Genomic DNA, 26139 nt, shown 5'->3' with positions numbered 1-26139 from the left:
GCCTGGCTACTCTACCTTCGCTATATCTCATGAGATATAGCGATTTACGTACCAAGGCACTCTGTAGAGCAACAAAAACAGGGTTGCCGAGATAATCGACAACCCTGTTACACAGGCATCAGCGCTGCGGGCTGAGGCGCATAAAGCCAATTACTGACTCAATAGTCAAGTAGCGCCCTGTTCAGCCCGGCTAGCCCAGTGGTTTTAGCTCAGACCAATTTCCACCCGGTCGCCCTGTAAGCGCACCGGCCAGGTGCGCAGCTGCTGCTCGGGATACTCCAGGCAGCTGCCGTCTTCCAGGCGGTAGTGCTGTTTGTACAGCGGCGCGGCGATCACCAGGTCGCCGGCCAGGCTGCCGACAATGCCGCGGCCGATAACGTTGGCGCCGGACTTGGGGTCGCGGTTGTCCACGGCATACAGCTGTTTGCCGCTGGTCTCGTCTGGCAGATAGAACAGCGCCACCTGGGCGCCATCGACCCAGGCGACCACGCCGGAGTTGGCCACCAGATCGGCACGGCTGCACAGGGCGCGCCATTGCACGCTGGTGTGTTCGATTGTTGCGGTTGCGCTCGACTGGCCCATCAGACCACCTCCTCGGCTGGAATAAGTTGCAGTTCGGCGGCGCTGATCGGGCGGCGCTGGCCGCGTTCCTCGACGAACTGGATATCCGGGTCGCCGCCCTGCTGGTTGACGAAGGTGCGGAAGCGCTTGAGCTTCTCCGGGTCCTTCAGGGCGTTGGCCCATTCGCACTCGTAGCGCTCGATCACCAGCTGCATCTGCGCTTCCAGTTCGGCGGCGAGATTGAGGCTGTCGTCGATGATCACTTCCTTCAGGTACTCCAGGCCGCCTTCCAGCGACTCGCGCCACACCGAAGTACGCTGCAGGCGGTCGGCGGTGCGCACGTAGAACATCAAGAAGCGGTCGATGTAGCGGATCAGGGTTTCATCATCCAGATCGGTGGCGAACAGCTCGGCATGGCGTGGGCGCATGCCGCCGTTGCCAGCCACATAGAGGTTCCAGCCGTTCTCGGTGGCAATCACGCCAACGTCCTTGCTCTGCGCCTCGGCGCATTCGCGGGTGCAGCCGCTGACCGCAAACTTGATCTTGTGCGGCGAGCGCAGGCCCTTGTAGCGGTCCTCCAGCAGCAGCGCCATGGCCACGCTGTCCTGCACGCCGTAACGGCACCAGGTGCTGCCCACGCAGCTCTTCACCGTACGCAGCGACTTGCCGTAGGCGTGGCCGGTTTCAAAGCCGGCGGCAATCAGCTCGGCCCAGATATCCGGCAGTTCATGCAGCTGCGCGCCGAACAGGTCGATGCGTTGGCCGCCGGTGATCTTGGTGTAAAGGTCGTACTTCTTCGCCACCGCGCCGATGGCCAGCAGGCCGTCCGGGGTGATCTCGCCACCGGGAATACGCGGCACCACCGAGTAGGTGCCGTTCTTCTGCATGTTGGCCATAAAGGTGTCGTTGGTGTCCTGCAGCGGCACCAGCGCCGGATCGGTGATCGAGCGGTTCCAGCAGGAGGCGAGGATCGAACCCACCGCCGGCTTGCAGATGTCGCAGCCGACATGGCCACGGCCGTGCTTGGCCAGTAGCGCCTCGAAGCTCTCGATGCCTTCGACGCGAACGATGCCGTACAGCTCCTGGCGGGTGTAGGCGAAGTGCTCGCACAGGCTCTTGTCCACCACCACGCCGCGGGCGGTCAGCTCGTGCTCGAACACCTGCTTGAGCAGCGCCGAGCAGCCGCCGCAGCCGGTAGCGGCCTTGGTGCAGGCCTTGAGCCCGGCCAGGTCGCCGCAACCGCCGTCGATGGCGGCGCAGATCGCGCCTTTGCTGACGTTGTGGCAGGAGCAGATGGTCGCGGTGTCCGGCAGCGCATCGGCACCCAGCGCCGGCGCGCCTTCGCCTTGCGGCAGGATCAGGCAGGACGGGTCGGCCGGCAGCTTGATGCCGTTCTGCACATACTGCAGCAGGGTGTCGTAGTAACTGTTGTCGCCGACCAGCACGGCACCGATGGCCTGCTTGCCGTCGGCGGATACCACCAGACGACGGTAGCTGGCGTTGGCTTCGTCGATAAAGCGGTAGCTGCGCGAACCAGCGGTGGCGCCGTGGGCATCGCCGATGGAGCCGACGTCGACGCCGAGCAGCTTGAGCTTGGTCGACATGTCCGCGCCCATGAACGGCTCGCTGTCTTCGCCGCACAGCTGGGTGGCGACGCTGCGGGCCATCTGGTAGCCCGGGGCAACCAGGCCGAAGATGCCGCCGTTCCACGCCGCGCACTCGCCGATAGCGTAGATGGCCGGGTCGCTGGTGCGGCACTGGCTGTCGATGGCCACGCCGCCGCGCGGGCCGAGTTCCAGGCCGCACTGCTTGGCGATGGCGTCCTGCGGACGGATACCGGCGGAGAACACGATCAGGTCGGTTTCCAGGAATTCGTCACCGGCGAAATTCATCCGGTAGCGGTATTCGCTGCCCGGGGTGATCGACTGGGTGCCGCGCGACAGGTGCACGCTGACGCCCAGCGCTTCGATCTGCGCCTTCAGCGCCAGGCCGCCATGGTCATCCAGCTGCACCGGCATCAGGCGCGGGGCGAATTCCACCACATGGGCTTCCAGGCCCAGGGATTTCAGCGCGTTGGCCGCTTCCAGGCCGAGCAGGCCACCGCCAACCACTACACCACGGCGCGCACTCTTGGCGGCGGCCTGGATGGTGTCGAGGTCGGCCAGGGTGCGGTACACCAGGCGCGAATCACCTTCGGCGCCTTCAATCGGCGGCACGAAGGGGTAGGAGCCGCTGGCCAGCACCAGCTGGTCGTAGGGGAAGCTGCCTCCGGCGGTTATCACTTCGCGGCGTTCGCGGTCGATCTCCAGCACCGGCACGCCGAGGTGCAGGGTTACGCCCGGCGTCTGGTACAGCTCGGCACCGCTGAGGGCCAGGGATTCGGCATCGCGGCCGGTGAAATACTCGGAGAGGTGCACGCGGTCATAGGCGCGCAGCGGCTCTTCACTGAACACATGCACGCGGTACTGCGCCAGCGCGCCACGCTCGATCAGTTGCTCGACGCAGTGATGGCCGACCATGCCGTTGCCGATGATGATCAGCCGTTGCTGGTCTGTGGAGGTATCTGTGCTGTTCATGGCATTTCCCGGCCGAAGCTCATCAGGTTTTTCTGCGGCAATAAAAAAAGCGCCTGAAACCTTGCGGTTTCAGGCGCCTTTGCCTGTTCTGTGCGGTGCCTGCGAGTGGCACCTGATTACCCATTGCCTGTGTAGGCTGGCGATCGCCATTGATCGAATGGGCGGCCCGAATGTGGCGGGCTCGCTGGGGCTCATGCAGCGCCTGTGCCAGTTTCCCCGCTGTGCCCTGCGGCCCGCGTTGCAGCGGGCTACAGGCGCAGTTGCAGGCTGACCTACCCGACGCGATAAAGACCCAAAAAGAGGCGAGCAGAGCACCCTGCGCCCCATTATGAGTCGCTTAAAACCGGCCCATCAGCCCCGCACACACCTCGCCAGCCCTTGCCGTGCGGGCATTCAAGCCGCCCTGGCGAACCCTGGCGCGTGCCTTGCTATAGACCAACCCAGGTAATCAACGCTGATTGCCCATCCACGACAAAGACGCCGTGCCACTCCCGTTCCGACGGAGGGTTGCATGGCGTTTTGCGTTTCAGGTGCAGGAGAGGGGTGTGGCGAACAAAACGGTTCGGAGTGTCTGTCCATATTGCGGCGTCGGCTGCGGCATCGTCATGCAAGTGGAAAACGGCAAGATCGCCAAGGTCAGCGGTGACCAACAGCATCCGAGCAACTTCGGCCGCCTGTGCACCAAGGGCAGCACCTGCGCCCAGCCGCTGAACGAATCCGGCCGCATGGAACACGCCTACCTACGCAGCGAACGTAGCCGCGACCCTGGGCAAATCGCCATGGACGCCGCGATCAGCGCCGCCGCCACCCGCCTGCGGGCGATTCTCGACGAACACGGCCCGGACGCCATCGCCCTGTATGCTTCCGGGCAGATGTCGCTGGAGGCGCAGTACCTGGCCAACAAGCTGGTCAAAGGCTACCTGGGCAGCAACCAGATCGAATCCAACTCGCGCCTGTGCATGGCCAGCGCCGGCAGCGGCTACAAACTGTCGCTGGGCGCCGACGGCCCGCCCGGCTCATACCAGGATTTCGACCGTGCGGATGTGCTGCTGGTGATCGGCGCGAATATGGCCGACTGTCATCCGATCCTGTTTCTACGCCTGATGGCACGGGTCAAGGCCGGCGCCAAGCTGATCGTCGTCGACCCCCGGCGCAATGCCACGGCGGACAAGGCCGATCTGTTTCTGCAGATCAAACCGGGCAGCGACCTGCTGCTGCTCAACGGCCTGCTGCACCTGCTGCACAAGAATGGCCACACCGATCCAGGCTTTATTACCGAGTTCACCGAAGGCTGGGAGGTCATGCCGGACTTCCTCGAAAGCTACACCCCCGAATACGTCGCCGCCCACACCGGGCTCAGCGAAGCGGCGATCCGCCAGGCCGCACGCTGGATCGGCGAAGCCGGCGAGTGGATGAGCTGCTGGACCATGGGCCTCAACCAGAGCACCCACGGCACCTGGAACACCAACGCCCTGTGCAACCTGCACCTGGCCACCGGCAAGATCTGCCGCCCCGGCAGCGGGCCGTTCTCCCTCACCGGCCAGCCCAACGCCATGGGCGGCCGCGAGATGGGTTATATGGGCCCCGGCCTGCCGGGCCAGCGCAGCGTACTGGTGGACGACGACCGCGCCTTTGTCGAGCAGATCTGGGGCGTGCCCGCCGGCACCCTGCACACCCGCCTGGGCGGCGGCAGCGTGACGCTGTTCGAGGATCTGGCAGCCGGCAAGGTCAAGGCCTGCTGGATCATCTGCACCAATCCGGTGGCGAGCATGGCCAACCGTAGCAAGGTGATCGAAGGGCTGAAGGCCGCCGAACTGGTGATCGCCCAGGACGCCTTCCTCGACACCGAAACCAACCGCTACGCCGATATCCTCCTGCCCGGCGCACTGTGGGCCGAAGCCGAAGGGGTGATGATCAACTCCGAACGCAACCTGACCCTGATGCCGCAAGCCGTCGAGCCGCCCGGCGAGGCCATGGCCGATTGGCAGATCATCGCCGAGGTGGCCTGCGCCATGGGCTTTGCCGACGGCTTCAGCTACAGCTCGGCCGAGCAGGTGTTCGAGGAAATCAAGCGCTTCCACAATTCCAAAACCGGTTATGACCTGCGCGGCGCCAGCTACCCGCGCCTGCGCCAAACACCGCTGCAATGGCCCTGCGCCAGCGAGGCGGGCGACGGGCGCACACCGATCCGCTACCAGAATGACGGCATCAGCCAGACCCTGCACACCCGCGCAGACGGCAGCACGCCGCGTCTGGCCTTTGCCACGCCCAGCGGCAAGGCGCAGTTCTTCCCGCGCCCGCACCTCGACCCGGCGGAAATGCCCGATGCCGACTTCCCCTTTGTGCTCAACACCGGGCGCCTGCAGCACCAGTGGCACACCCTGACCAAGACCGGCAAGGTCGCCACGCTGAACAAGCTCAACCCCGGCCCCTTTATCGAAGTGCACCCGCAAGACGCGGCCGCCCTCGGCGTGCGCGACCGCGACCAGCTGGAAGTCCGCTCGCGGCGTGGCCATGCCGTGCTGCCAGTGCAGATCAGCGACCGCGTGCTGCCCGGTGGCTGCTTTGCGCCGTTCCACTGGAACGATGTGTACGGCGACAACCTGGCGATCAACGCGGTGACCAGCGACGCCATCGACCCCATCTCGCAGCAGCCGGAATTCAAGTTCTGCGCCGTTAGCCTGCGGCGGATCGAGCTGATCGCCCATCAACGCCTCGATAAGCCCGCCGTCGAGGCAGTCGACAGCACTCGCCTATCTCACCAGCCCGAGGAACTTGCGATGTCGAGCATCGAAACCTTTGCGGCCCTGGTCGGCGTAGATTGCAGCACGCCGCCGCCCCTCAGCGAAAGCGAGCGCACCTATATGGCCGGCTATATCAGCGGCTTGCGCAGCAACCCCGGCGGCGGTGTGCCCAGCCTGCCGACCCAGGCGCCCCTGGCCGAGCCGACCCGCCTGTGGCTCGACGGCATGCTCGCCGGAATATTCAGCCGCGTAACTCCATCAACGTTGACCGCGACCCCAGCGGTGACTCTGCTGTGGGCCTCGCAAACCGGCAATGCCGAAGCGCTGGCCGAACGCCTGGCCGCGCACCTGAGCGAGGCCGGGGTTGCCGTGGCACTCAGCTGCATGGCCGATTACCCACCGCAGCAACTGGCCAGCGCCGGCTCGGTGTTGCTGCTGAGCAGCACCTTCGGCGACGGCGATGCACCGGACAACGGCCAAGCCTTCTGGAATGCCCTGCAGACCAGCGACCTGCGCCTAGAGAATCTGCGCTATGCGGTACTGGCCCTCGGTGACCCGAATTACGAGCAGTTTTGCCAGCACGGCAAAAACCTCGACCGGCGTATGGCCGAACTCGGCGCCACGCCACTGCGGCCCTGCCTGGACTGCGACAGCGATTTCGACGACGCAGCGGCGGCCTGGCTAAGCGAGCTGCTGCCGTTGCTGCGCCCGGCGGCAACAGCAGTTCCGGCACACAGCGCCGTCGCAACGGAGCCCGTCAGCACGCAGTTAGTCAGCAAAACCAAGCCGCTGCCCGCGCGTCTGGCGCTTAACCTGCGCCTGAACGCAGCAGGCGCGAGGAAGGACACCCGCAAGTTCGCCTTCGCCCTGGGCGACTCAGGCCTGACCTACGAAGCAGGTGATGCCCTCGGCGTATGGCCGCGCAACTGCCCGGAGCTGGTCGAGGAAGTGCTCGAACTGGCGCGCCTGGACGGCGAGCAACTGGTCAACGTGGCCAAGGTCGGCGACCTGCCGCTGCGAGAGGCGCTTAGCAGCCATTTCGAAATTGCCCGACCGAGCAACGAGGCCCTCGCCCTGGTCGCCGAACGCAGCGCCAGCAGTGAGCTGCGCAGCCTGCTTGGCGAGCGCAAGGCCGAGCTGAAGGACTGGCTGTGGGGCCGCCAACTGGCCGATGTGCTGCAAGCCTTCCCGGCCGAACACACGGCAGGCGAGCTGCTGGGCAGCCTCAAGCGGCTGCAACCGCGCCTGTATTCCATCTCATCAAGCCCCAAGGCGCATGCCGGCGAAGTGCACCTGACTGTGTCCGCCGTGCGCTACGGCAAGCGCAAGGGCGTGGCCTCAACCTTTCTCGCCGACCGTGCGGATAACGCCGAAGTACCGCTGTTTGTGCAGAGCAACAAATACTTCCGCGTGCCGCGCGATGGCGACGTGCCGATGATCATGATCGGTCCCGGCACCGGCGTGGCGCCGTTTCGCGGCTTCCTCCACGAACGCCGCGCGCGCGGCGATACCGGCAAGAACTGGCTGTTCTTCGGCGAGCAGCATGCGGCCAGCGACTTCTACTACCGCGACGAGCTCACGGCGATGCAGCAGGACGGTCTGCTGACCAACCTCAGCCTGGCCTTCTCCCGCGATCAGGCGCAAAAGATCTACGTGCAGGATCGTATTCGTGAACAGGGCGGCGAGCTGTGGCGTTGGCTGGAGGAGGGTGCGCAGCTGTATGTCTGCGGCGACGCCAACCGCATGGCCAAGGATGTCGAGCAGGCGTTGCGGGATGTGGCGCGCAAGCACGGCGGTTTGAGCGAGGAGCGGGCGGCCGAACATATCCGCCGCCTGGCCGAGCAGAAACGCTATCTGCGTGATGTGTACTGAGTAGGGTGGATCACGCTTATCGATCCACCATTGCGGTGGACGTGAAAAGCGACGTCCACCCTACGGACTAGCTAATTAATCAGAGCCTGCGCCATACACTGGCCAGCCAGGGCTGCTGGTCACGCGGCAAGCCTGCCGGGCGGTAGTAATGCTGCAGTTCGACAAATCCAGCGGCGTTGAGCAGCACGCGCCAGTTGGCCAGATCGTGATAGGCGCCATAGCGCTCGCCATTCCAGCCTTCCTCGTTCTCACCACGGGGGTTGGAGCTGAACAGCACGCCGCCGGGTTTAAGGGTGGCATGCAGCTGCTGCAGCACCCGTGGCAGTTCCTGGCGGGGAATATGAAACAGCGAGGCATTGGCAAACACCCCATCGAAGCGCTCAGGCGGCAGATCGAGGGCAAGAAAGTCCTGCTGCCAGGCCTCGCAGCCACTGTCGGCGCGAGCCATTTCGACAAAGCGCCCGCAGCCATCCAAACCGACAGCGCTGTGGCCCATAGCGCCAAAGGTGCGCAGATCGCGCCCCGGCCCGCAGCCGAAATCAAGAATCTGGTAAGGCGCCGTGGCCTGAATATGCGCGAGCAGGGCGGCGATATTCTGGCTGACATCGTGATCGCGGGTGCCCTCGCGAAAGTCTTCGGCGCAGTCCTGATAATGGCGCAGGGTCAATGCGCTGATTTGCGCCAGTTCGTCGGCACTCAATCCCACAGTCTTAGCCCTCGGCCAGCAGGCGGCGCAGTTCGGCCAACACCGGGGCGCTGGCTGGGCGCACATCGCGCCAGAGGGCAAAGGCTTCAGCGGCTTGTTCGACCAGCATGCCGAGGCCATCCAAAGTGCGCGCCGCGCCATGCTCGGCAGCCCAGCGGTTAAAGGCGGTCAATTCCTTGCCGTACATCATGTCGTAGCACAGGGTATGGCCGGGCTGAATCAGGCTTGCGGCAATCGGCGGCAACTCGCCGGCCAGGCTGGCCGAGGTGCCATTGATGATCAGGTCCACCGGCGCGTCGATCCAGTCATAACCACTGGCAACCACCGGGCCCAGATCGGCGAATTCGCGGGCCAGTTGCTCGGCCTTTTCCACCGTACGGTTGGCAATCACCAGCGCCGCCGGCTGTTCGGCCAGCAACGGCTCCAGCACCCCGCGCACCGCACCGCCGGCGCCGAGCAGAAGAATGCGCTTGCCCTTGAGGGTTATGCCAGCGTTGACCGTCAGATCACGTACCAGGCCAGCACCGTCGGTGTTATCGCCAAGCAGGCTGCCGTCGGCGAGCTTCTTCAGGGTATTTACCGCACCGGCGCGTTGAGCACGGGCGCTGAGCTGATCAGCGAGAGCAAACGCCTGCTCCTTGAACGGCACGGTGACATTCGCCCCCAAACCTTGAGCAAAGAACGCGCGGGCAAATCCGGGGAAGTCATCCAGCGGCGCGAGCAGCGCTTCATAGCTCAGCTGCTCGCCGGTCTGCTCGGCAAACAGGCGATGGATCAGCGGCGACTTGCTGTGGCCAATGGGGTTGCCGAATACGCCGTAGCGGTCCATCAGCGGTCCGCCTCATTAAGCCAGTCGCGGTCGGTGAGGAAATACTCGGTCAGGCGCGCCTCTTCGCTGCCCGGCTCCGGCTTCCAGTCGTAGCCCCAGCGTACGTGCGGCGGCAGCGACATCAGGATCGATTCGGTACGCCCGCCGGACTGCAAACCGAACAGCGTGCCACGGTCGAACACTAGGTTGAACTCGACATAGCGGCCACGGCGGAAGGCCTGGAACTCACGCTCGCGCTCGCCATAGGGGGTCAGCTTGCGGCGCTGCACGATGGGCAGATAGGCGGCGATATAGGCATCGCCGATGGCGCGCATAAAGGCGAAGCTGGTGTCGAAATCCCACTGATTCAGGTCATCGAAGAACAGCCCACCAATGCCGCGCGGTTCGCCACGGTGCTTGAGGTGGAAGTAGCGATCACACCACTCCTTGAACTTCGGATAAACCTCGGCACCGAACGGGGCGCAGGCGTCATGGGCGACTTGGTGCCAGTGCCGGCAGTCTTGTTCATTGCCGTAGTAAGGCGTCAGATCGAAGCCGCCGCCAAACCACCAGACCGGCTCTTCACCTGTTTTCTCGGCGCTGAAGAAGCGCACGTTAGCGTGGGAGGTCGGCACATAGGGGTTTTCCGGGTGGATCACCAGGGACACGCCAAGGGCCTCGAAACCGCGCCCGGCCAGTTCCGGCCGATGCGCGCTGGCCGAGGGCGGCAGGCTGTCGCCGAACACATGGGAGAAGTTCACCCCGCCTTTTTCGATCAGTGCGCCGTTCTCCATCACCCGCGTGCGCCCGCCACCGCCGGCTGGCCGCTGCCAGGCATCCTCGAAGAATTCGGCACCGCCATCCTCGGCTTGCAGGGCAGTGCAGATACGGTCTTGCAGATCCAGCAGGTAGGCTTTAACGGCCTCAGTACGGTCACTCACGGCGGCACCTTGAAAACGGGTAAGGCCAGGCGGCACGTGGCCGCGGGGGAAAATGGGCGGCCAGCATAACACCTGCCACCCCACGGCCGCAGTTGACGGCGGTCAATGCAGACGATTGGATAACGGCACTTTTACGCCCCTGCGGGCATCATCCAGACATGCAATCGCTGAGGAACCTGAAAATGGCCACGCGTATCCAGTTCAGCCGCCATGGCGGCCCGGACGTTCTCGAATACACCGACTACAGCCCCGCCGCGCCAGGTCCTAATGAAGTGCGGGTACAGAACCAGGCGATTGGCCTGAATTTTATCGACACCTATTTCCGCAGCGGCCTGTATGCACCGCCGGCGCTGCCATCCAGCCTTGGTACAGAGGGTGCGGGTATCGTTGAGGCGGTGGGTGCTGCGGTCAGCGGCTTTCAGGTGGGCGACCGTGTGGCCTATGCCACCGGGCCGCTGGGCGCCTACAGCGAACTGCATGTGCTGCCGGCCGAGAAGCTGGTCACGCTGCCGGATGCAATCAGCTTCGAGCAAGCCGCCGCAGTGATGCTCAAGGGCCTGACGGTGCAATATCTGCTGCGCCAAACGTTCCCGCTGCAAGGTGGCGAAACCATTCTGTTTCATGCCGCCGCTGGCGGGGTTGGCTCTTTCGCCTGTCAGTGGGCCAAGGCACTTGGGGTCAAGCTGATCGGCACCGTCAGCTCGGCGGAAAAAGCGGCGCGAGCCAAACAGCAGGGCGCCTGGGCGACCATCGATTACAGCCATGAAAACGTCGCCCAGCGCGTGCTGGAACTGACCGATGGCAACAAGTGCCCGGTGGTCTATGACGGCGTCGGCAAGGACACCTGGGAAACCTCGCTGGACTGCGTGGCACCGCGCGGCCTGTTGGTCAGCTTCGGTAATGCCTCTGGCGCAGTCAGCGGGATTAATCTGGGCATCCTGGCGCAGAAGGGCTCGCTGTTCGTCACCCGCCCGACCCTGGCCGGCTACGCCGATACTCCTTCCCGGCTGCAAAGCATGGCGGACGAACTGTTTGCCATGATCGCAAGCGGCCAGCTGCAGGTAGAGATCAGCAATCGCTATGCGCTTACGGATGCGGCGCTGGCACAAACCGCCCTAAGCGCACGGCAGACCACCGGCTCGAGCATTCTGCTGCCCTAGCCGGTTGGGCTGTGGTCAGGACGCCCTGACCACATCACCACTGATCAGATCACGGATCAGGCTGGGGTTCTTGCGCCCGCCCAAGGCGCCGCCCAACACACAGTCGAGCTGACCGGGGAAATACTGCTCGACCCGCAGGCGTGACCGCGCCGAAGGGCGGCCTGCCGGATTAGCCGAAGTAGACACCAACGGTCCCGTCAGACGGCACAGCGCACGCACCTGTGGATGATTACTCACGCGCAGGGCAACGCTGTCGTGCTGGCCGCTGATCCACTCGGGCAAGCGGTTCTGATGTGGCACCAGCCAGGTGTTGGGGCCTGGCCAGCTACCGGCCAGGCGCGCCAACCAGATTTCCGGTAGGTCCTCGAGAAGAAAGTCGAACTGTTCGATATCGGCGGCCACCAGAATCAGCCCCTTGTGCACGGGACGATCCTTCAGCGCCAGCAGACGCTCCACCGCTTCGTCATTCCAGGGATCACAGCCCAGCCCCCATACCGCCTCGGTCGGATAGGCAATCACCCCACCGTTGCGCACCACCCGTGCGGCTTGCTGTATCTGCCAGTTGCTGACCATTCACTGCTCTCCGCTAAAGCCTGACGGGCAGTGTATCCAAGCTAAAGCGCGCGGCCCACCCAGCGGCCATTTTCACAGGCAACGCGGCCGTCCAGTTCCAGCTCTGTCAGCGCAGCGAGCACCTCGGCCAGCGGCCAGCCACTCGCCGCCACCAAGGCTTCGCTGCTATGCGGCGCTGCATGCAGCAAGGCCAGTAATGGGTGGTCGGCCTGCTCTGGTTTGGCCCCACCTGGGATCGGCGGCTGCACCTGCCAGCCGCGCAAGGCCTGCAGAATATCCTCGATACTTTCCACCAGCGTCGCGCCTTCGCGGATCAACTGATGGCAACCACGGGCACCGGGATGATGAATCGATCCGGGAATTGCGTACACCTCGCGGCCCTGTTCGGCGGCCAGACGCGCGGTGATCAGCGAACCGCTGGAGAGACTGGCTTCCACCACCAGCACGCCAACTGATAGACCGCTGATGATGCGATTGCGTCGGGGGAAATTGCTCGCCTGGGGCGGACAATCCAGCGGCAACTCAGATACCAGCGCGCCCCCACGATCGACGATATCGGCGGCGAGTTTCTTGTGCCGCGCCGGATACAAACACTGCAAGCCCGTACCAAGCACCGCCACCGTTTTGCCGCAAGCATCAAGTGCGCCCTGATGGGCCGCGCCATCAATGCCCAGGGCCAAACCGCTGGTAATCACAAAGCCGCCACCAGCCAGGCTGCGGGCAAAACTCTGCGCAGTGTCCAGCCCTGGCCGCGATGCACGCCGACTGCCGACCATGGCCAGTTGCGGCTGCTCCAGCAGCGTCGGATCACCGTCAATAAACAGCAGTGGCGGTGCATCCACCAATTCGGCCAGTAAGCCCGGATAAATTGCCTCATCCCACATCAACAGGTGGTGCGTATCGGCATCCAACCAAGCCAGACTTTGTGCAGCGCGCTCACGCACCTCAGGGCTGCGTCGCGCGTCACTACAAGCCTGCGGCAAACCCAGGGAACGCCAGGCACTAGCCGGTGCGCTAAGCGCGGCAGAGGCACTGTCAAAAGCACTGAGTAATTTGCGAAAACGACGAGGGCCCAACTCCGGCAAGCAGTGCAAGCGCAGACGGGCTTCCAGCTCAGCGGGAGAAACAGCAGGAGAAATAACAGAAGGTTGCGACATGCGGATCATCCTTGATCGGTCGCGCCGCATAGGCGGCAGGGGTGGCGGCCAGAAATGACACACCATAAAAAGCCCCGCATTTGCGGGGCTTTTCGGTGTTACGGGTTACGCACTTTGTCCATGATCGCCAGCGAGCGAGAAGCTCCCAGCACCAGGCCATAGCTGAGCTTGTCGTAGGTGCGGAACACCATCAGGAGGCCCGAGCGCTCGTCCGGAATCTTCACCGACTCACCGGTTATCCGGTCACGTACGGTTTCGCCAGTTTTGTAGATCGCCAGCACGTTGCCTTCACTCAGGCCGTCACGGACGCCCTTGTTGATGGTTACCACATCAAACTGACCAATCTGAGTCACGCCGCGCGGCACATCGAGGATCACACCGTTGACCTCGCCATCAGGCTCGCTCGGCATAAAGGTCGAATTGATCGCACGCTCTTCGGTGGCGAACAAGCGGTCGCCGAGGCGCACTTCCTGGGTCGAGCGACTCAGCAGCATAGTGCCAACATCACCTTCCTCGGCAACGATCTCGCCCGAGCCAATGTCATCGGCGTTGATACCGAGGAATTCCTGGGTTTCAGGGTCGGTGTAGGTTTTGCCCTGACGGAAGATGCCATAGGCCGGCGCCGCCTCATCGAAGCTGCCACGGGCATACACACGATCACCTGCGCCACTGACCACACGCTCGGCATTGCCGGCCACGATATAGGGCGCGCCCTGGAACTGCTCAGGTGTATCAACGATGCGGTTGCTCAGCAGGAAGCTGTTGATCGCCTCCAGTGGAATCGCCGGAATGGCTTCGGCCATCGGCGTGCTGCGCACCTGCGGTGACAATTTGATGGTACCGCGCGACTCGCCACGGTTAAGCATCAGACGTGGCTGACCGTCGATATACACCAGGCTCAGTTGGTCACCCGGATAAATCAGATGGGGGTTTTCTACCTGTGGATTGGCATGCCAGATTTCTGGCCACTTCCACGGCTGGCTAAGAAATTTTCCGGAAATATCCCAGAGGGTATCGCCCTTGACCACGGTATAACGATCTGGGTGACCGTCCTTGAGTTGCACGGCGGCCTGGGCCAAGCCACTTGCCGCAACCAGCAGCAGGGCGAGTAGTGATTTCCTCATGCGGTGAATCCCTTTATTATGTGCCTTCACGTGGAGCGCCCTAGCGCCGCGACAAAACCCAGTCGTGCTGCGGCGTGAAGCCGTTTTTCAATGCTGCTCATCATCTTAGCAGCGGATTTTGACTTTATTCCACAAGTGCATCACAAACGCATATGGCGATCCTGAATATCCTCGAATTTCCCGATCCGCGCCTGCGCACCATCGCCAAGCCGGTGGACGTAGTCGATGACGCCTTGCGTCAGCTGATCGATGACATGTTTGAAACCATGTACGACGCCCCGGGCATCGGCCTGGCGGCCACCCAAGTCAACGTACACAAGCGCCTGGTGGTGATGGACCTGTCCGAAGACAAGTCCGAGCCACGGGTGTTTATCAATCCCGAGTTCGAGCCACTGACCGAGGAATTGGATCAGTACCAGGAAGGCTGCCTATCGGTGCCGGGCTTCTACGAAAACGTCGATCGTCCGCAAAAGGTCAAGATCAAGGCACTGGACCGCGATGGCCAACCCTACCAGCTGATCGCCGAAGGCCTGCTGGCCGTGTGCATCCAGCACGAATGCGACCACCTCAACGGCAAGCTGTTTGTCGATTACCTGTCTAATCTCAAACGCGACCGGATCAAGAAGAAGCTGGAAAAGCAACATCGCCAGCAGGCTTGAACCAAATCTTTCAAAGGCTTGCTGCGGCAAGCCTTTTTCTTTAGCGAGTCCTCATGACTGAAGCACTGCGTATTGTCTTTGCCGGCACCCCGGAATTCGCCGCCGAACACCTCAAGGCGCTATTGAACAGTTCTCATCAGATCGTCGCGGTGTACAGCCAGCCCGATCGTCCGGCAGGTCGCGGGCAAAAACTCACGCCAAGCCCGGTCAAACAGCTGGCCCTGCAACACGATATTCCTGTGTACCAGCCGCAGACCCTGCGCGACCCCGCTGCCCAAACCGAACTGGCCGCACTCAAACCCGACCTGATGGTGGTGGTGGCTTACGGCTTGATCCTGCCGCAGGTGGTGCTGGATATCCCGCGGCTGGGTTGTATCAACAGTCACGCCTCGCTGCTGCCACGCTGGCGTGGCGCCGCACCGATCCAGCGGGCGGTCGAAGCCGGCGATGCTGAGTCCGGCGTAACGGTAATGCAGATGGAGGCCGGCCTGGATACCGGGCCGATGTTGCTCAAGGTCAGCACACCCATTTCTGCCGAAGATACCGGTGGCAGCCTGCACGATCGCCTGGCCACACTCGGCCCACAGGCCGTGATCGCGGCCATCAGCGGCCTGGCCGCCGGCAACCTGGTTGGCGAGGTGCAGGACGACAGCCTGGCCACCTACGCGCACAAACTGAACAAGGATGAAGCGCGCCTGGACTGGAGCCGCCCGGCTATTGAGCTGGAGCGTCTGGTACGCGCCTTTCACCCCTGGCCGATCTGTCATAGCACGCTCAATAGCGAAGCACTCAAAGTGCACGCGGCTGAGCTTGGCGAGGGCACCGGCGCTCCCGGCACTATTCTCGTCGCCGATAAATTCGGCCTGACCGTGGCCTGTGGCGAAGGCGCGCTGCGCCTGACCCGTCTGCAACTGCCCGGCGGCAAGGCGCTGAACTTCAGTGACCTGTACAACAGCCGCCGCGAGCAGTTTGCCCCAGGCCTGGTGCTGTTGTGATGAGGGCATGCCAATGAACCCGCGTCTCGCCGCCGCCCGCGCCCTGGCCGTGGTGCTCAATGGCAAAGCCTCGCTGGGCAGCAGCCTGCCGCCGTTGCTGGACAAGGTCGAGCAACGCGACCGTGGCCTGGCCCAGGACCTGGCCTTCGGCACCGCCCGCTGGCAGCCGCGCCTGGCGCTGATCGCCGAGAAACTGCTGCAGAAACCCTTTAAAGCCGCCGACCGTGATGTTGAGGCGCTGCTGCTGATTGGTCTGTATCAGCTGTTCTACACGCGCATCCCGGCGCACGCCGCCATTGGCGAGACGGTAGCCTGCGTCGACAAGCTGAAAAAGCCCTCGCTCAAGGGCCTACTGAATGCCGTATTACGCAATGCCCAGCGCGACGGCGAGAGTATTATTGCCAGTTTAGAGCGTGACCCGGTACTGCATACCGCCCACCCACGCTGGCTGCAGAAAGCCCTAAAAGCCCAGTGGCCGGAGCAGTGGGAGGCCATCTGCGCAGCCAACAACGCCCACCCACCGCTGATTTTGCGGGTCAATCGTCGCCTCGGTAACCGTGACTATTACCTGGCCGAGCTACGCCGGGTCGGCTTTGAAGCCGAGCCCTGTGCCTTCAGCTGCGACGGTATCCGCCTGCTGCAGGCCTGTGATGTCACCACCCTGCCGGGGTTTTCCGAAGGCCGCGTCAGCGTGCAGGACGAAGCCGCGCAACTGGCCGCCGAACTGCTTGACCTGGCGCCCGGCCAACGCGTGTTGGACGCCTGCGCTGCGCCCGGTGGCAAGACCTGCCACCTGCTGGAAGCCGAGCCCGCCCTGGCCGTCGTTGTAGCGGTGGATCTGGAAGAAAAACGCCTGGTGCGCGTACGCGAAAACCTCAAGCGCCTTGGCCTAAACGCCGAGCTGATCGCCGCCGATGGCCGTGATCTGGCCGCCTGGTGGGACGGCAAGCCATTCCAGCGCATTCTGCTCGACGCGCCCTGTTCGGCAACCGGGGTGATTCGCCGTCACCCGGATATCAAGCTAACTCGCCAGGCCGATGACATCCCCGCACTGGCCAAGCTGCAAGGCGAGCTGCTAGATAGCCTGTGGCAGACCCTGGAAGTTGGCGGCATCCTGCTCTACGCCACTTGTTCGGTAATGCCGGCGGAAAATAGCGAGAATATCGCCGCCTTCCTGGCGCGCACTCCAGGTGCCCGTGAGCTGGATATTGCCGGTGCGTTCGGCCATAAAACCACCCACGGTCGCCAGCTATTCCCGCAAGTCGACGGCCACGACGGCTTCTACTATGCCAAGCTGATGAAAATCGCTGCCGCACCGCGCGGCTGAGGAACAGACTGCATGAAGATCATCATTCTCGGTGCAGGCCAGGTAGGCGGCACCCTGGCCGAACATCTGGCCAGCGAAGCCAACGACATCACCGTGGTCGACACCGACGGCGACCGTCTGCGTGACCTCGGCGACCGTCTGGATATCCGTACCGTCCAAGGCCGTGGCTCGTTCCCTACGGTGCTGCGCCAGGCCGGCGCGGACGATGCCGACATGCTGGTGGCCGTGACCAACAGCGACGAAGTCAACATGATCGCCTGCCAGGTAGCCTATAGCCTGTTCCACACCCCGACCAAGATTGCCCGGGTGCGTGAAGCGGCCTACCTGACCCGCAGCGGCCTGTTCTGCAACGAATCGATCCCGGTCGACGTGCTGATCAGCCCCGAGCAGGTAGTGACCAACTACATCAAACGCCTGATCGAATACCCCGGCGCTTTGCAGGTGATCGACTTCGCCGAAGGCAAAGCTCAGCTGGTGGCGGTCAAGGCGTACTACGGCGGCCCGTTGGTCGGTCAGCAGCTGCGCCAGCTGCGCGAACACATGCCGAATGTCGACACGCGGGTGGCGGCGATCTTCCGCCGCAACCGGGCGATCATGCCGCAGGGCGACACGGTGATCGAAGCCGATGACGAAGTGTTTTTTATCGCCGCCAAGGCGCACATCCGCGCGGTGATGAGCGAAATGCGCCGCATGGAAGACAGCTACAAGAAGGTGGTGATCGCCGGCGGCGGGCATATCGGCGAGCGCCTGGCCGAAGCCATCGAGAGCCGCTACCAGGTGAAGATCATCGAGATGAACCCGGCACGCTGCCGCTACCTCTCGGAAACCCTCGACAGCACCATCGTGCTGCAGGGCAGCGCCTCGGACCGCGACCTGCTGGTTGAAGAGAACATCAGTGACGCCGATATCTTCCTCGCCCTGACCAACGACGACGAGGCCAATATCATGTCGTCTTTGCTGGCCAAGCGTCTGGGCGCGCGCAAAGTGATGACCATCATCAACAACCCGGCTTATGTCGACCTGGTGCAAGGCGGCGAGATCGACATCGCCATCAGCCCGCAGCTGGCCACCATCGGCACCCTGCTGACCCACGTACGCCGTGGCGATATCGAAAGCGTGCACAGCCTGCGTCGCGGCGCCGCCGAGGCCATCGAGGCGATTGCCCACGGTGACGCCAAGTCGAGCAAGGTGGTCGGCCGCGCCATCGCCGATATTGCCCTGCCGCCGGGCACCACCATCGGCGCGATTATCCGTAACGAAGAAGTGTTGATCGCCCATGACAACACGGTGATCGAGACGGGTGACCACGTGATTCTGTTCCTGGTCGACAAGAAGTACATCCGCGATGCCGAGCGGTTATTCCAGGTCGGCCTGACCTTCTTCTAGGAATCGCCAATGAGCACTGAAGCCCTGGAAAAAATGCTGGCCAAAGGCATGGACAATGCCCTGCTGCGCTTCGGCCTGGGCAAGGGCTATCTGGATGTGGCTGAGTTCGCTCGGGCCGCGGAGCATTTACAGCGTTGCGTTGAGTTCGATGCGCAATATTCAGCGGCCTGGAAGCTACTCGGTCAGGCGCTCAACAAACAGGGACTCAGCGCCGAGGCACGGGCGGCCTGGACGCAAGGCTTGCGGGTGGCAGAAGAGAAGGGCGACAAACAGGCGGGCAAGGAAATCAGCGTGTTTCTCAAACGCCTGGATAAGCAAACTCAGTAGCCCAGAGAAAATTGCCCGGACTACTCCTCGGTTTGCACAAAGCGTAAGCCAACGCCCAAGGCTTCAACGCGCACCACTTCGAGCGTGAGAATCGGCGCTTCCATCGGCAAGCCCTGCACCTGGCCCTTCACCTGCTCGCCCATGCTGAGCATATTCTGCGCCTGGTCCATCAGCACATAAACGCCACATTCGGAAATATCCCGGGTGGTGACCAGCAGCTCGCCGTGCACCGGGTGGTCGATACGCAAGCGCACCTTAAGGGGGGTGCGGACATTCTTTCGACTATTGCTCATGCGCCGTCCGTCAGAGTGAGTTTCCCCAGCCTAGTCGAGAGCAGGCTCAGCCTGCAACTCAGTCCCGTTTAATACCACTTGGCCTCGCCGGCAGGACGCTTTTTAAAGCGTTTCATATTCCACATATATTGGCTGGGTGCCTGCTGTACCTGCTTCTCGATGCCATGATTAAGGGCGGCAACCGCCGCGTCGATATCCTCGCCATAGAGCGCCTGCCCGGCCGCTTCAATCACCACACGATAACCGCTGCCATCTTCCAAGCGCAGAGCATGCATAAATACCGCTTCCGCCTTGCGATCCTTGACCAGCGACGGCACAAACTTGCTGGTCAACGCCGGTACGCCGAAGAATGGCACGAAGACCCCACTCGAGAGGCTCGGCTCCGGGTCTGCTGCAATCCCGGCAATACCACCTTTACGCACCTGCTTAATTAGGCTGAGGATGCCTTCCTTGGTCGACGCCGCCAGGCTATTGCCCAACTGCACACGTTGTTTGACCAGGAGTTCATCGATTGCCTTGAGCTTGATCGGGCGGTACAGAATGATCGGTTTACACAGTGAACTAACGTACTGCAGCAGCACTTCCCAGTTGCCCAAGTGACTACTGATCAGCACCACCCCCTTGCCGCTGGCCAGGGCATCCTGCAGCACCTGCATGCCTTCCACTTGCTTAATAAGCCCAAGAGTTTTGTCAGCCGGCCAGATCCAGGCGCAGGCGCTTTCGGTGAGGGTTTTGCCGATATCGCGCAGGCTCTCACCTACCAAACGCTCGCGTTGCTCGGCCGGCAGATGAGCAAAGCAAGCAGCCAGGTTTATCCGCGTGACGTCACGGGAACGGTTCGGCAGCTTCCACATCAGCCAGCCGATTGCCGCACCTACGGCCTGTACGGCGCGCCACGGCAGCAAAGCAAACAAACGCAAAAAGCCCACCGCCAGGGCACCTTTGAGCTTTTCCACAGGCAACTCCAGCCGATCAAAAGGCGCTTATTGTAACCACCCGAGCTAGTGAGTGGTCAGTTGCGCGTAGCGGTCACAGTCGGTGGTGTGGTCCATGACCATGCCCGCGGCCTGCATATAGGCGTAGCAGATGGTGGGGCCAACGAAGGTGAAGCCGGCCTTTTTCAGCGCCTTGCTCATCGCCTCGGCTTCAGCGGTTACCGCCGGCACCTGGCTACGCTCGCTGAAGTGATTGACCTTTGGCGCGCCGCCAACAAACGACCAGAGCAGCGTTACCGGGTCTTCCAGCTTGAGCCAGGCCTGGGCGTTCTTTCGCACGGCCTTGAGTTTGAGGCGGTTGCGGATGATGCCGGGGTCCTGCATCAGGGTGTCTTCGATGTATTCGTCTGTGAGCATCGCCAATCGCTGCACATCAAAGCCGAACAACACCTCGCGGTAGCGCTCGCGCTTCTTCAGCACGGTGATCCACGACAGGCCGGCCTGGAAAGCCTCAAGCAGCAGCAATTCGAACAGCACCTTGGGGTCGCGTTGCGGCACGCCCCATTCCTCGTCGTGGTAGGCCTGATAAAGCGGATCGTCAGTGCACCAGAAACAGCGTGGCATGCGGGTTTTCCTGAGCTTCGGTATACTCGCGGACTTTCTGAAGCCGCCAAAGTACGGGTGAAATTTGTGAGCCAGACTACGCCTGCCGTGCGCACCTTCCAAGACTTGATCCTCGCCCTGCAACAGTACTGGGCCGAGCAGGGCTGTGTGGTGTTGCAGCCCTACGATATGGAAGTTGGCGCGGGCACCTTCCACACCGCTACCTTTCTCCGTGCCATCGGCCCAGAGACCTGGAACGCCGCCTATGTGCAGCCTTCCCGTCGTCCGGCAGACGGCCGCTACGGCGAGAACCCCAACCGCCTGCAGCATTACTACCAGTTCCAGGTGGTACTCAAGCCGAACCCGGAAAACTTCCAGGAGCTGTACCTGGGCTCACTGAAGGCCATCGGCATCGACCCTCTGGTGCACGATATTCGCTTCGTCGAAGACAACTGGGAATCGCCGACCCTCGGCGCCTGGGGCCTGGGCTGGGAGATTTGGCTGAACGGCATGGAAGTCACCCAGTTCACCTACTTCCAGCAGGTTGGCGGCATTGAGTGCTACCCGGTGACCGGCGAGATCACCTACGGCCTGGAACGTCTGGCCATGTACATCCAGGGTGTCGACTCGGTCTACGACTTGGTGTGGACCGACGGCCAATTCGGCAAGGTCACCTATGGCGATGTGTTCCACCAGAACGAGGTGGAGCAGTCGACCTACAACTTCGAACACGCCAACGTCGAGAAACTCTTCGACCTGTTCGACTTCTATGAAAGCGAAGCCAACCGCCTGATCGAGTTGGAGCTGCCGCTGCCGACCTACGAGATGGTGCTCAAGGCCTCGCATACCTTCAACCTGCTGGATGCGCGCCGGGCCATCTCGGTGACTGCGCGTCAGCAATACATCCTGCGCGTGCGTGCCCTGGCCCGTTCGGTGGCGCAGAGCTACCTGCAAGCGCGGCGCAAACTCGGCTTCCCGCTGGCCGCTCCCGACCTGCGTGATGAAGTACTAGCCAAGCTGGAGGCAGCAGAATGAGTGCGCGTGATTTCCTGGTAGAACTGGGCACCGAAGAGCTGCCACCGAAAGCCCTGAAAACCTTGGGTGAAGCCTTCCTCAGCGGTATCGAAAAAGGCCTGAAAAACGCCGGTCTAAACTATGGCCAAGTGCGCTATTACGCTGCGCCACGGCGTCTGGCCGTGCTGATCGAGCAGCTTGAAGAGCAGCAAGCCGATCGCACCCAGAACCTCGACGGCCCGCCCGTACAGGCTGCATTCGACAAGGACGGCAACCCAACTCAAGCAGCGCTGGGCTTCGCCAAAAAGTGCGGCGTCGAGCTGAGCCAGATCGACCAAAGCGGCCCCAAGCTGAAATTCAGCCAGAGCATCCCAGGCCAGGCTGCTGCCGGCCTGCTGCCGGCCATCGTCGAAACTTCGCTGAACGAGCTGCCGATTCCCAAGCGCATGCGCTGGGGCGCGCGCAAAACCGAATTCGTCCGCCCGAGCCAGTGGCTGGTGATGCTGTTCGGTGACGAAGTGATCGATTGCGAGATCCTCGCCCAGCAAGCCGGTCGCGTATCCCGTGGCCATCGCTTCCACGCCAACCACGAGGTGCGCATCAGCGCGCCGGCCAACTACGCCGAAGACCTGCGTAGCGCCTATGTGATTGCCGACTTCGCCGAGCGCCGCGCGCAAATCATCGCCCGGGTCAATGAACTGGCTGCAGCAGAGCAGGGCATGGCCATCGTGCCGCCGGCGCTGCTGGATGAAGTCAGTGCCCTGGTCGAATGGCCGGTGCCGCTGGTCTGCTCCTTCGAGGAACGCTTCCTCGAAGTGCCGCAGGAAGCGTTGATCACCACCATGCAGGACAACCAGAAGTACTTCTGTCTGCTCGATGGCAACGGCAAGCTGCTGCCGCGTTTTATCACCGTGGCCAACGTCGAGAGCAAAGACCCTACGCAGATTATTTCCGGCAACGAGAAGGTGGTGCGTCCGCGCCTGACCGACGCCGAGTTCTTCTTCAAGCAGGACAAGAAGCAGAAGCTGGAAAGCTTCAACCAGCGCCTGGCCAACGTGGTGTTCCAGGCCCAGCTGGGCTCTGTCTACGACAAAGCCCAGCGCGTCTCCGCCCTGGCTGGTTTTATCGCCCAGCGCATCGGTGGCGACGCCACTCGCGCGGCGCGTGCCGGCATCCTCTGCAAGTGCGACCTGGCCAGTGAGATGGTCGGCGAGTTCCCGGAAATGCAGGGCATCGCCGGCTATTACTACGCCAAGCACGACGGCGAAGCCGAAGACGTCGCCCTGGCGCTGAACGAGCAATATATGCCGCGCGGTGCCGGCGCTGAGCTGCCGAGTACCCTCACCGGTGCCGCCGTGGCCCTGGCCGATAAGCTGGATACCCTAGTCGGGATCTTCGGCATCGGCATGCTGCCCACCGGCAGCAAAGACCCCTATGCCCTGCGTCGCGCCGCCCTTGGCGTGCTGCGCATTCTGATCGAGAAGCAGCTGGATCTGGATCTGGTTGAAGCCGTTGGTTTTGCAATCGAGCAATTCGGCGACAAGATCAAAGCCGATGGCCTGGCTCCTCAGGTGCAGGACTTTATCTTCGACCGTCTGCGCGCCCGTTATGAGGACGAAGGCGTCGAAGTGGCCGTGTACCAGGCCGTGCGTGCGGTCAGCCCGACTTCACCGCTGGACTTCGATCAGCGCGTGCAGGCCGTGCAGGTGTTCCGTGCGCTGCCGCAAGCCGCGGCCCTGGCTGCGGCGAACAAGCGCGTGTCGAATCTGCTGGGCAAGGCCGAAGGCCAGGTCGCGGCGAGCGTCGAGGCGCATTACTTCGACAGCCCCAGCGAGTTCACCCTCAACGCCGCCATCCAGCAGGCCGAACAAGCGGTACAGCCGCTCGCGGCAGCGCGTCAGTACAACCTGGCGCTGAGCCAGCTGGCCAACCTGCGTGAGCCGGTGGATGCCTTCTTCGAGGCCGTACTGGTCAACGCCGAAGACCCTGCCGTGCGGGCCAACCGTTATGCGCTGCTGGCCAAGCTGCGTGGTCTGTTCCTCGGCGTGGCTGATATCTCGGTACTCGGCTAACGCCTGCCGCGAGTCCGGTGGGCTGCGCGCAGCCCATCATCACCTTTACCGGCTGGCGGCCATCACCGTCAGCCGGTTACGGATTACTGCATGAAATTGCTGATTCTCGACCGCGACGGCGTAATCAATTACGACTCCGACGCCTATATCAAAAACCTCGACGAGTGGATTCCGCTGCCCGGCGCCATCGAAGCCATCGCGCGCCTGTCGCAAGCCGGCTGGACGGTCGCCGTGGCCACCAATCAATCCGGGGTCGCCCGCGGCTATTACGACCTAGCCACCCTGGAGGCCATGCACGCGCGCCTGCGTGAACTGGTGGCGGCGCGGGGCGGCGAGCTGGGCCTGATCGTGCACTGCATCCACGGCCCGGATGAGGGCTGCGCCTGCCGCAAACCGAAACCCGGCATGCTTGAGCAGATTGCTGCGTACTATGACATAGCACTTAAGGGCGTGTGGTTTGTCGGTGACAGCAGCGGTGACCTGAGCGCCGCCCAGGCCGTCGACTGTCAGCCAGTTTTGGTAAAGACCGGCAAGGGCGAACGCACCCTGGCGAAAGGATTGCCAGCGGACACCCTGGTATTCGATGATCTGGCGGCGGTTGCCGCTCAGCTTCTCCACTTATAAAGCAGGCCCTGCCTGCGACGGTAAAAGCTCCCATGTCGACAGTGCAGACCCTCAGAACCTTTCTCTTCTACCTGCTGCTGGCCTCCACCTCCTTCTTCTGGTGCACCCTCAGCGTCTTCATCGCGCCCTTTCTGCCGTTTCGTGCACGCTATCGTTTTGTCGTGCAGAACTGGTGCCGCTGCGCCACCTGGCTGGCCAAGGTGGTGGTCGGCATCAACTACGAGATCAAGGGCCTGGAGAATATCCCCGATAAGCCCTGCGTGATCCTCGCCAAACACCAGAGCACCTGGGAAACCTTCTTCCTCTGCGGCTACTTCGAGCCACTGAGCCAAGTGGTCAAGCGCGAGCTGCTGTATGTGCCGTTCTTCGGCTGGGCGATGGCCATGCTCAAGCCCATCGCGATTGACCGCAGCAACCCCAAGGCGGCGCTCAAGCAGCTGGCCAAGCTTGGCCACAAACGCCTGGGGCAGGGCGCTTGGGTGCTGGTATTCCCGGAAGGCACGCGTATTCCACCGGGCCAGATCGGCAAGTTCAGCCGTGGCGGCGCCTCCCTCGCAGTGAATGCCAACCTGCCGGTGCTGCCGATTGCCCACAATGCCGGCGAGTTCTGGCCCAAGCAGGGCTGGCGCAAGACCCCTGGCACCGTTCAGGTGATTATCGGCCCGCCGATGTACGCCGAAGGCACTGGCCCACGCGCCATCGCCGAACTGAACGACCGCGCCTTTGCCTGGGTCAGCCAGGCGCAACGCGATATCGGCTCGCTGGATGCGCAAAGCCAGCCGCTGGAAACCCAAGCACCGGCCTGAGCAATTGTGGATAAGCTGTGCACCGAATAGCGTCAAAGTGCTATTACGCGATGCAAGCAGTTGATTTAACGGGAATTAACGCCTGGAACGGAATTCCAGGCGATGGGGGATAAGTTTCCCCCATAACGCCCAGGTAGCTGCCAACCAGCAAATCCGGGCGTTTGCGCACAGTCTTATCAGTCTGTGCGCCAGGCAAAGCGGCTAAGCTGGATCGACGTGCCCCAGCAGCGAAAAGGAATTCTTCGCCATGCTCTCCATTTACCAGCTCAAGCCGGCTTTTCAAAACCTCCTGCGCCCGGGGGTAAAACGCCTCTACGACAAAGGCGTGACGGCCAATCAGGTCACCCTGTTCGCCGCCGTGGTTTCCGTGCTGCTCGGCATCCTGCTGCTGGCCTTGCCCCAGCACACCTGGCTGTTCGCCCTGATCCCGCTGTGGATGATTCTGCGCATGGCGCTGAATGCTGTGGACGGCATGCTCGCCCGCGAGTTCGGCCAGCAGTCGCGGCTTGGCGCCTACCTCAATGAACTCAGTGACCTGATCGCCGACAGCGCGCTGTTTCTGCCCTTCGCCTTGCTCCCCGGGGTCTCGCCGCTGCTGGTGGTGCTCGTCGTGCTGCTGGCCCTGATCAGCGAATACGCCGGCGTGCTCGGGCCTATGGTCGGTGCCTCGCGGCGTTACGACGGGCCCATGGGCAAGAGCGACCGTGCCTTCTGCTTCGGCGTGCTGGGAGCCGGCGTAGCCTGCGGGTTGCTGCCTGCCGTCTGGCTCAACGGCCTGCTGGCGGTGATTCTCGCCCTGTTGCTTTACACCCTCTATAACCGCGTACGCCAGGGCCTGGCCGAAGCGGCGCAGCCCACTGACTCGAAATAAGGATG

At 62.9% G+C, this 26139-nt stretch carries 23 protein-coding genes; 12 read left to right on the top strand and 11 right to left on the bottom strand.

What is annotated here, in order from left to right:
• Window positions 1-204: 204 nt before the first annotated feature.
• Window positions 205-582 (bottom strand): nitrite reductase small subunit NirD, encoded by a 378-nt coding sequence (nirD, locus tag AACY25_RS19810; protein WP_339526956.1) that lies wholly within the window; start codon window positions 580-582, stop codon window positions 205-207.
• The gene (nirB, locus tag AACY25_RS19805; protein WP_339526954.1) at window positions 582-3137 is read right to left on the bottom strand and encodes a nitrite reductase large subunit NirB; all 2556 of its coding nucleotides are present in this window, start codon (window positions 3135-3137) and stop codon (window positions 582-584) included. Before nirB ends, nirD begins: the two co-directional genes overlap by 1 nt.
• A gap of 545 nt (window positions 3138-3682) precedes the next feature.
• On the opposite strand from nirB, the gene AACY25_RS19800 reads away from it, so the two are divergent.
• Window positions 3683-7753, top strand: coding sequence for a bifunctional nitrate reductase/sulfite reductase flavoprotein subunit alpha (locus AACY25_RS19800; protein WP_339526952.1), 4071 nt, complete (start codon window positions 3683-3685; stop codon window positions 7751-7753).
• Between the two features lie 79 nt (window positions 7754-7832).
• Here the strand turns inward: AACY25_RS19800 and AACY25_RS19795 are convergent, their stop codons facing one another.
• The 3 genes from AACY25_RS19795 to hemF are packed head-to-tail and all read right to left on the bottom strand — an operon-like array spanning window position 7833 to window position 10208.
• Window positions 7833-8459 (bottom strand): class I SAM-dependent methyltransferase, encoded by a 627-nt coding sequence (locus AACY25_RS19795; RefSeq protein WP_339409357.1) that lies wholly within the window; start codon window positions 8457-8459, stop codon window positions 7833-7835.
• Window positions 8460-8463: 4 nt separating this feature from the next.
• On the bottom strand, window positions 8464-9288 hold the full coding sequence (gene aroE, locus AACY25_RS19790; RefSeq protein WP_339526951.1) for a shikimate dehydrogenase: 825 nt from the start codon (window positions 9286-9288) through the stop codon (window positions 8464-8466).
• Window positions 9288-10208 (bottom strand): oxygen-dependent coproporphyrinogen oxidase, encoded by a 921-nt coding sequence (hemF, locus tag AACY25_RS19785; RefSeq protein ID WP_339526950.1) that lies wholly within the window; start codon window positions 10206-10208, stop codon window positions 9288-9290. The genes aroE and hemF overlap by 1 nt, the downstream gene beginning before the upstream one ends.
• Window positions 10209-10390: 182 nt before the next feature.
• Between hemF and AACY25_RS19780 the strand changes: the two genes are divergently transcribed.
• Window positions 10391-11368, top strand: coding sequence for an NADPH:quinone reductase (locus AACY25_RS19780; RefSeq protein WP_339526948.1), 978 nt, complete (start codon window positions 10391-10393; stop codon window positions 11366-11368).
• 15 nt (window positions 11369-11383) lie between these two features.
• On the opposite strand, the gene AACY25_RS19775 is transcribed toward AACY25_RS19780, so the two are convergent.
• From AACY25_RS19775 to AACY25_RS19765, 3 genes are all read right to left on the bottom strand, one after another.
• On the bottom strand, window positions 11384-11941 hold the full coding sequence (locus AACY25_RS19775) for an L-threonylcarbamoyladenylate synthase (RefSeq protein ID WP_339526947.1): 558 nt from the start codon (window positions 11939-11941) through the stop codon (window positions 11384-11386).
• Between the two features lie 41 nt (window positions 11942-11982).
• A complete protein-coding gene (dprA, locus tag AACY25_RS19770) occupies window positions 11983-13098 on the bottom strand; it encodes a DNA-processing protein DprA (protein ID WP_339526945.1) in 1116 nt (371 codons plus the stop codon).
• A gap of 98 nt (window positions 13099-13196) precedes the next feature.
• Window positions 13197-14222 (bottom strand): LysM peptidoglycan-binding domain-containing protein, encoded by a 1026-nt coding sequence (locus AACY25_RS19765; protein WP_339526944.1) that lies wholly within the window; start codon window positions 14220-14222, stop codon window positions 13197-13199.
• A 152-nt stretch (window positions 14223-14374) separates the two neighbouring features.
• Between AACY25_RS19765 and def the strand changes: the two genes are divergently transcribed.
• Genes def through AACY25_RS19740 form a run of 5 tightly spaced genes read left to right on the top strand, consistent with a single transcriptional unit; the run spans window position 14375 to window position 18916 of the window.
• Window positions 14375-14881 carry a peptide deformylase gene (gene def / locus AACY25_RS19760; RefSeq protein ID WP_339526943.1) on the top strand — a complete coding sequence of 169 codons (507 nt, stop codon included), beginning with the start codon at window positions 14375-14377 and terminating at the stop codon, window positions 14879-14881.
• 53 nt (window positions 14882-14934) lie between these two features.
• Entirely contained in the window at window positions 14935-15876 is a 942-nt protein-coding gene (gene fmt, locus AACY25_RS19755) for a methionyl-tRNA formyltransferase (RefSeq protein WP_339526941.1), read from the top strand.
• A gap of 13 nt (window positions 15877-15889) precedes the next feature.
• The gene (gene rsmB, locus AACY25_RS19750; RefSeq protein WP_339526939.1) at window positions 15890-17203 is read left to right on the top strand and encodes a 16S rRNA (cytosine(967)-C(5))-methyltransferase RsmB; all 1314 of its coding nucleotides are present in this window, start codon (window positions 15890-15892) and stop codon (window positions 17201-17203) included.
• A 12-nt stretch (window positions 17204-17215) separates the two neighbouring features.
• Entirely contained in the window at window positions 17216-18589 is a 1374-nt protein-coding gene (trkA, locus tag AACY25_RS19745) for a Trk system potassium transporter TrkA (RefSeq protein WP_339526937.1), read from the top strand.
• A gap of 9 nt (window positions 18590-18598) precedes the next feature.
• Window positions 18599-18916 carry a hypothetical protein gene (locus AACY25_RS19740; protein ID WP_339526935.1) on the top strand — a complete coding sequence of 106 codons (318 nt, stop codon included), beginning with the start codon at window positions 18599-18601 and terminating at the stop codon, window positions 18914-18916.
• A gap of 20 nt (window positions 18917-18936) precedes the next feature.
• Here the strand turns inward: AACY25_RS19740 and AACY25_RS19735 are convergent, their stop codons facing one another.
• From AACY25_RS19735 to AACY25_RS19725, 3 genes are all read right to left on the bottom strand, one after another.
• Window positions 18937-19209 (bottom strand): PilZ domain-containing protein, encoded by a 273-nt coding sequence (locus AACY25_RS19735; protein WP_339526933.1) that lies wholly within the window; start codon window positions 19207-19209, stop codon window positions 18937-18939.
• Window positions 19210-19277: 68 nt separating this feature from the next.
• Window positions 19278-20165 carry a lysophospholipid acyltransferase gene (locus AACY25_RS19730; RefSeq protein WP_339526931.1) on the bottom strand — a complete coding sequence of 296 codons (888 nt, stop codon included), beginning with the start codon at window positions 20163-20165 and terminating at the stop codon, window positions 19278-19280.
• Window positions 20166-20210: 45 nt separating this feature from the next.
• Window positions 20211-20768, bottom strand: a complete 558-nt coding sequence (locus AACY25_RS19725; RefSeq protein WP_339526930.1) for a DNA-3-methyladenine glycosylase I — start codon at window positions 20766-20768, stop codon at window positions 20211-20213.
• Window positions 20769-20834: 66 nt separating this feature from the next.
• Between AACY25_RS19725 and glyQ the strand changes: the two genes are divergently transcribed.
• The 5 genes from glyQ (at window position 20835) to AACY25_RS19700 (ending at window position 26134) form a co-directional block, all read left to right on the top strand.
• Complete coding sequence (gene glyQ / locus AACY25_RS19720) at window positions 20835-21782, top strand: glycine--tRNA ligase subunit alpha (RefSeq protein ID WP_339526928.1); 948 nt, start codon at window positions 20835-20837, stop codon at window positions 21780-21782.
• The gene (gene glyS, locus AACY25_RS19715) at window positions 21779-23833 is read left to right on the top strand and encodes a glycine--tRNA ligase subunit beta (protein WP_339526927.1); all 2055 of its coding nucleotides are present in this window, start codon (window positions 21779-21781) and stop codon (window positions 23831-23833) included. Before glyQ ends, glyS begins: the two co-directional genes overlap by 4 nt.
• A gap of 90 nt (window positions 23834-23923) precedes the next feature.
• A complete protein-coding gene (gmhB, locus tag AACY25_RS19710) occupies window positions 23924-24457 on the top strand; it encodes a D-glycero-beta-D-manno-heptose 1,7-bisphosphate 7-phosphatase (protein WP_339526926.1) in 534 nt (177 codons plus the stop codon).
• Window positions 24458-24489: 32 nt separating this feature from the next.
• Window positions 24490-25263, top strand: a complete 774-nt coding sequence (locus AACY25_RS19705) for a lysophospholipid acyltransferase family protein (protein ID WP_339526925.1) — start codon at window positions 24490-24492, stop codon at window positions 25261-25263.
• Between the two features lie 247 nt (window positions 25264-25510).
• Window positions 25511-26134 (top strand): CDP-alcohol phosphatidyltransferase family protein, encoded by a 624-nt coding sequence (locus AACY25_RS19700; protein ID WP_339526924.1) that lies wholly within the window; start codon window positions 25511-25513, stop codon window positions 26132-26134.
• The last annotated feature ends 5 nt before the right edge of the window (window positions 26135-26139 follow it).

It is taken from the genome of Pseudomonas sp. EA_35y_Pfl2_R111 (genome assembly GCF_963970955.1).
Classification (GTDB): Bacteria; Pseudomonadota; Gammaproteobacteria; order Pseudomonadales; family Pseudomonadaceae; genus Aquipseudomonas.
Note: the sequence above shows the minus strand (reverse complement) of the source record. Positions and strands in the feature narration are given on the sequence as shown.

Excerpts from the sequence above, each read along its gene's own strand:
- AACY25_RS19735 (WP_339526933.1), bottom strand. The coding sequence starts at position 19,209 with ATGAGCAATAGTCGAAAGAATGTCCGCACCCCCCTTAAGGTGCGCTTG.
- gmhB (WP_339526926.1), top strand. The coding sequence starts at position 23,924 with ATGAAATTGCTGATTCTCGACCGCGACGGCGTAATCAATTACGACTCC.
- nirD (WP_339526956.1), bottom strand. The coding sequence starts at position 582 with ATGGGCCAGTCGAGCGCAACCGCAACAATCGAACACACCAGCGTGCAA.
- aroE (WP_339526951.1), bottom strand. The coding sequence starts at position 9,288 with ATGGACCGCTACGGCGTATTCGGCAACCCCATTGGCCACAGCAAGTCG.
- AACY25_RS19775 (WP_339526947.1), bottom strand. The coding sequence starts at position 11,941 with ATGGTCAGCAACTGGCAGATACAGCAAGCCGCACGGGTGGTGCGCAAC.
- AACY25_RS19700 (WP_339526924.1), top strand. The coding sequence starts at position 25,511 with ATGCTCTCCATTTACCAGCTCAAGCCGGCTTTTCAAAACCTCCTGCGC.
- rsmB (WP_339526939.1), top strand. The coding sequence starts at position 15,890 with ATGAACCCGCGTCTCGCCGCCGCCCGCGCCCTGGCCGTGGTGCTCAAT.
- def (WP_339526943.1), top strand. The coding sequence starts at position 14,375 with ATGGCGATCCTGAATATCCTCGAATTTCCCGATCCGCGCCTGCGCACC.
- fmt (WP_339526941.1), top strand. The coding sequence starts at position 14,935 with ATGACTGAAGCACTGCGTATTGTCTTTGCCGGCACCCCGGAATTCGCC.
- dprA (WP_339526945.1), bottom strand. The coding sequence starts at position 13,098 with ATGTCGCAACCTTCTGTTATTTCTCCTGCTGTTTCTCCCGCTGAGCTG.
- AACY25_RS19780 (WP_339526948.1), top strand. The coding sequence starts at position 10,391 with ATGGCCACGCGTATCCAGTTCAGCCGCCATGGCGGCCCGGACGTTCTC.
- AACY25_RS19705 (WP_339526925.1), top strand. The coding sequence starts at position 24,490 with ATGTCGACAGTGCAGACCCTCAGAACCTTTCTCTTCTACCTGCTGCTG.
- nirB (WP_339526954.1), bottom strand. The coding sequence starts at position 3,137 with ATGAACAGCACAGATACCTCCACAGACCAGCAACGGCTGATCATCATC.
- AACY25_RS19765 (WP_339526944.1), bottom strand. The coding sequence starts at position 14,222 with ATGAGGAAATCACTACTCGCCCTGCTGCTGGTTGCGGCAAGTGGCTTG.
- trkA (WP_339526937.1), top strand. The coding sequence starts at position 17,216 with ATGAAGATCATCATTCTCGGTGCAGGCCAGGTAGGCGGCACCCTGGCC.
- AACY25_RS19725 (WP_339526930.1), bottom strand. The coding sequence starts at position 20,768 with ATGCCACGCTGTTTCTGGTGCACTGACGATCCGCTTTATCAGGCCTAC.
- glyS (WP_339526927.1), top strand. The coding sequence starts at position 21,779 with ATGAGTGCGCGTGATTTCCTGGTAGAACTGGGCACCGAAGAGCTGCCA.
- AACY25_RS19740 (WP_339526935.1), top strand. The coding sequence starts at position 18,599 with ATGAGCACTGAAGCCCTGGAAAAAATGCTGGCCAAAGGCATGGACAAT.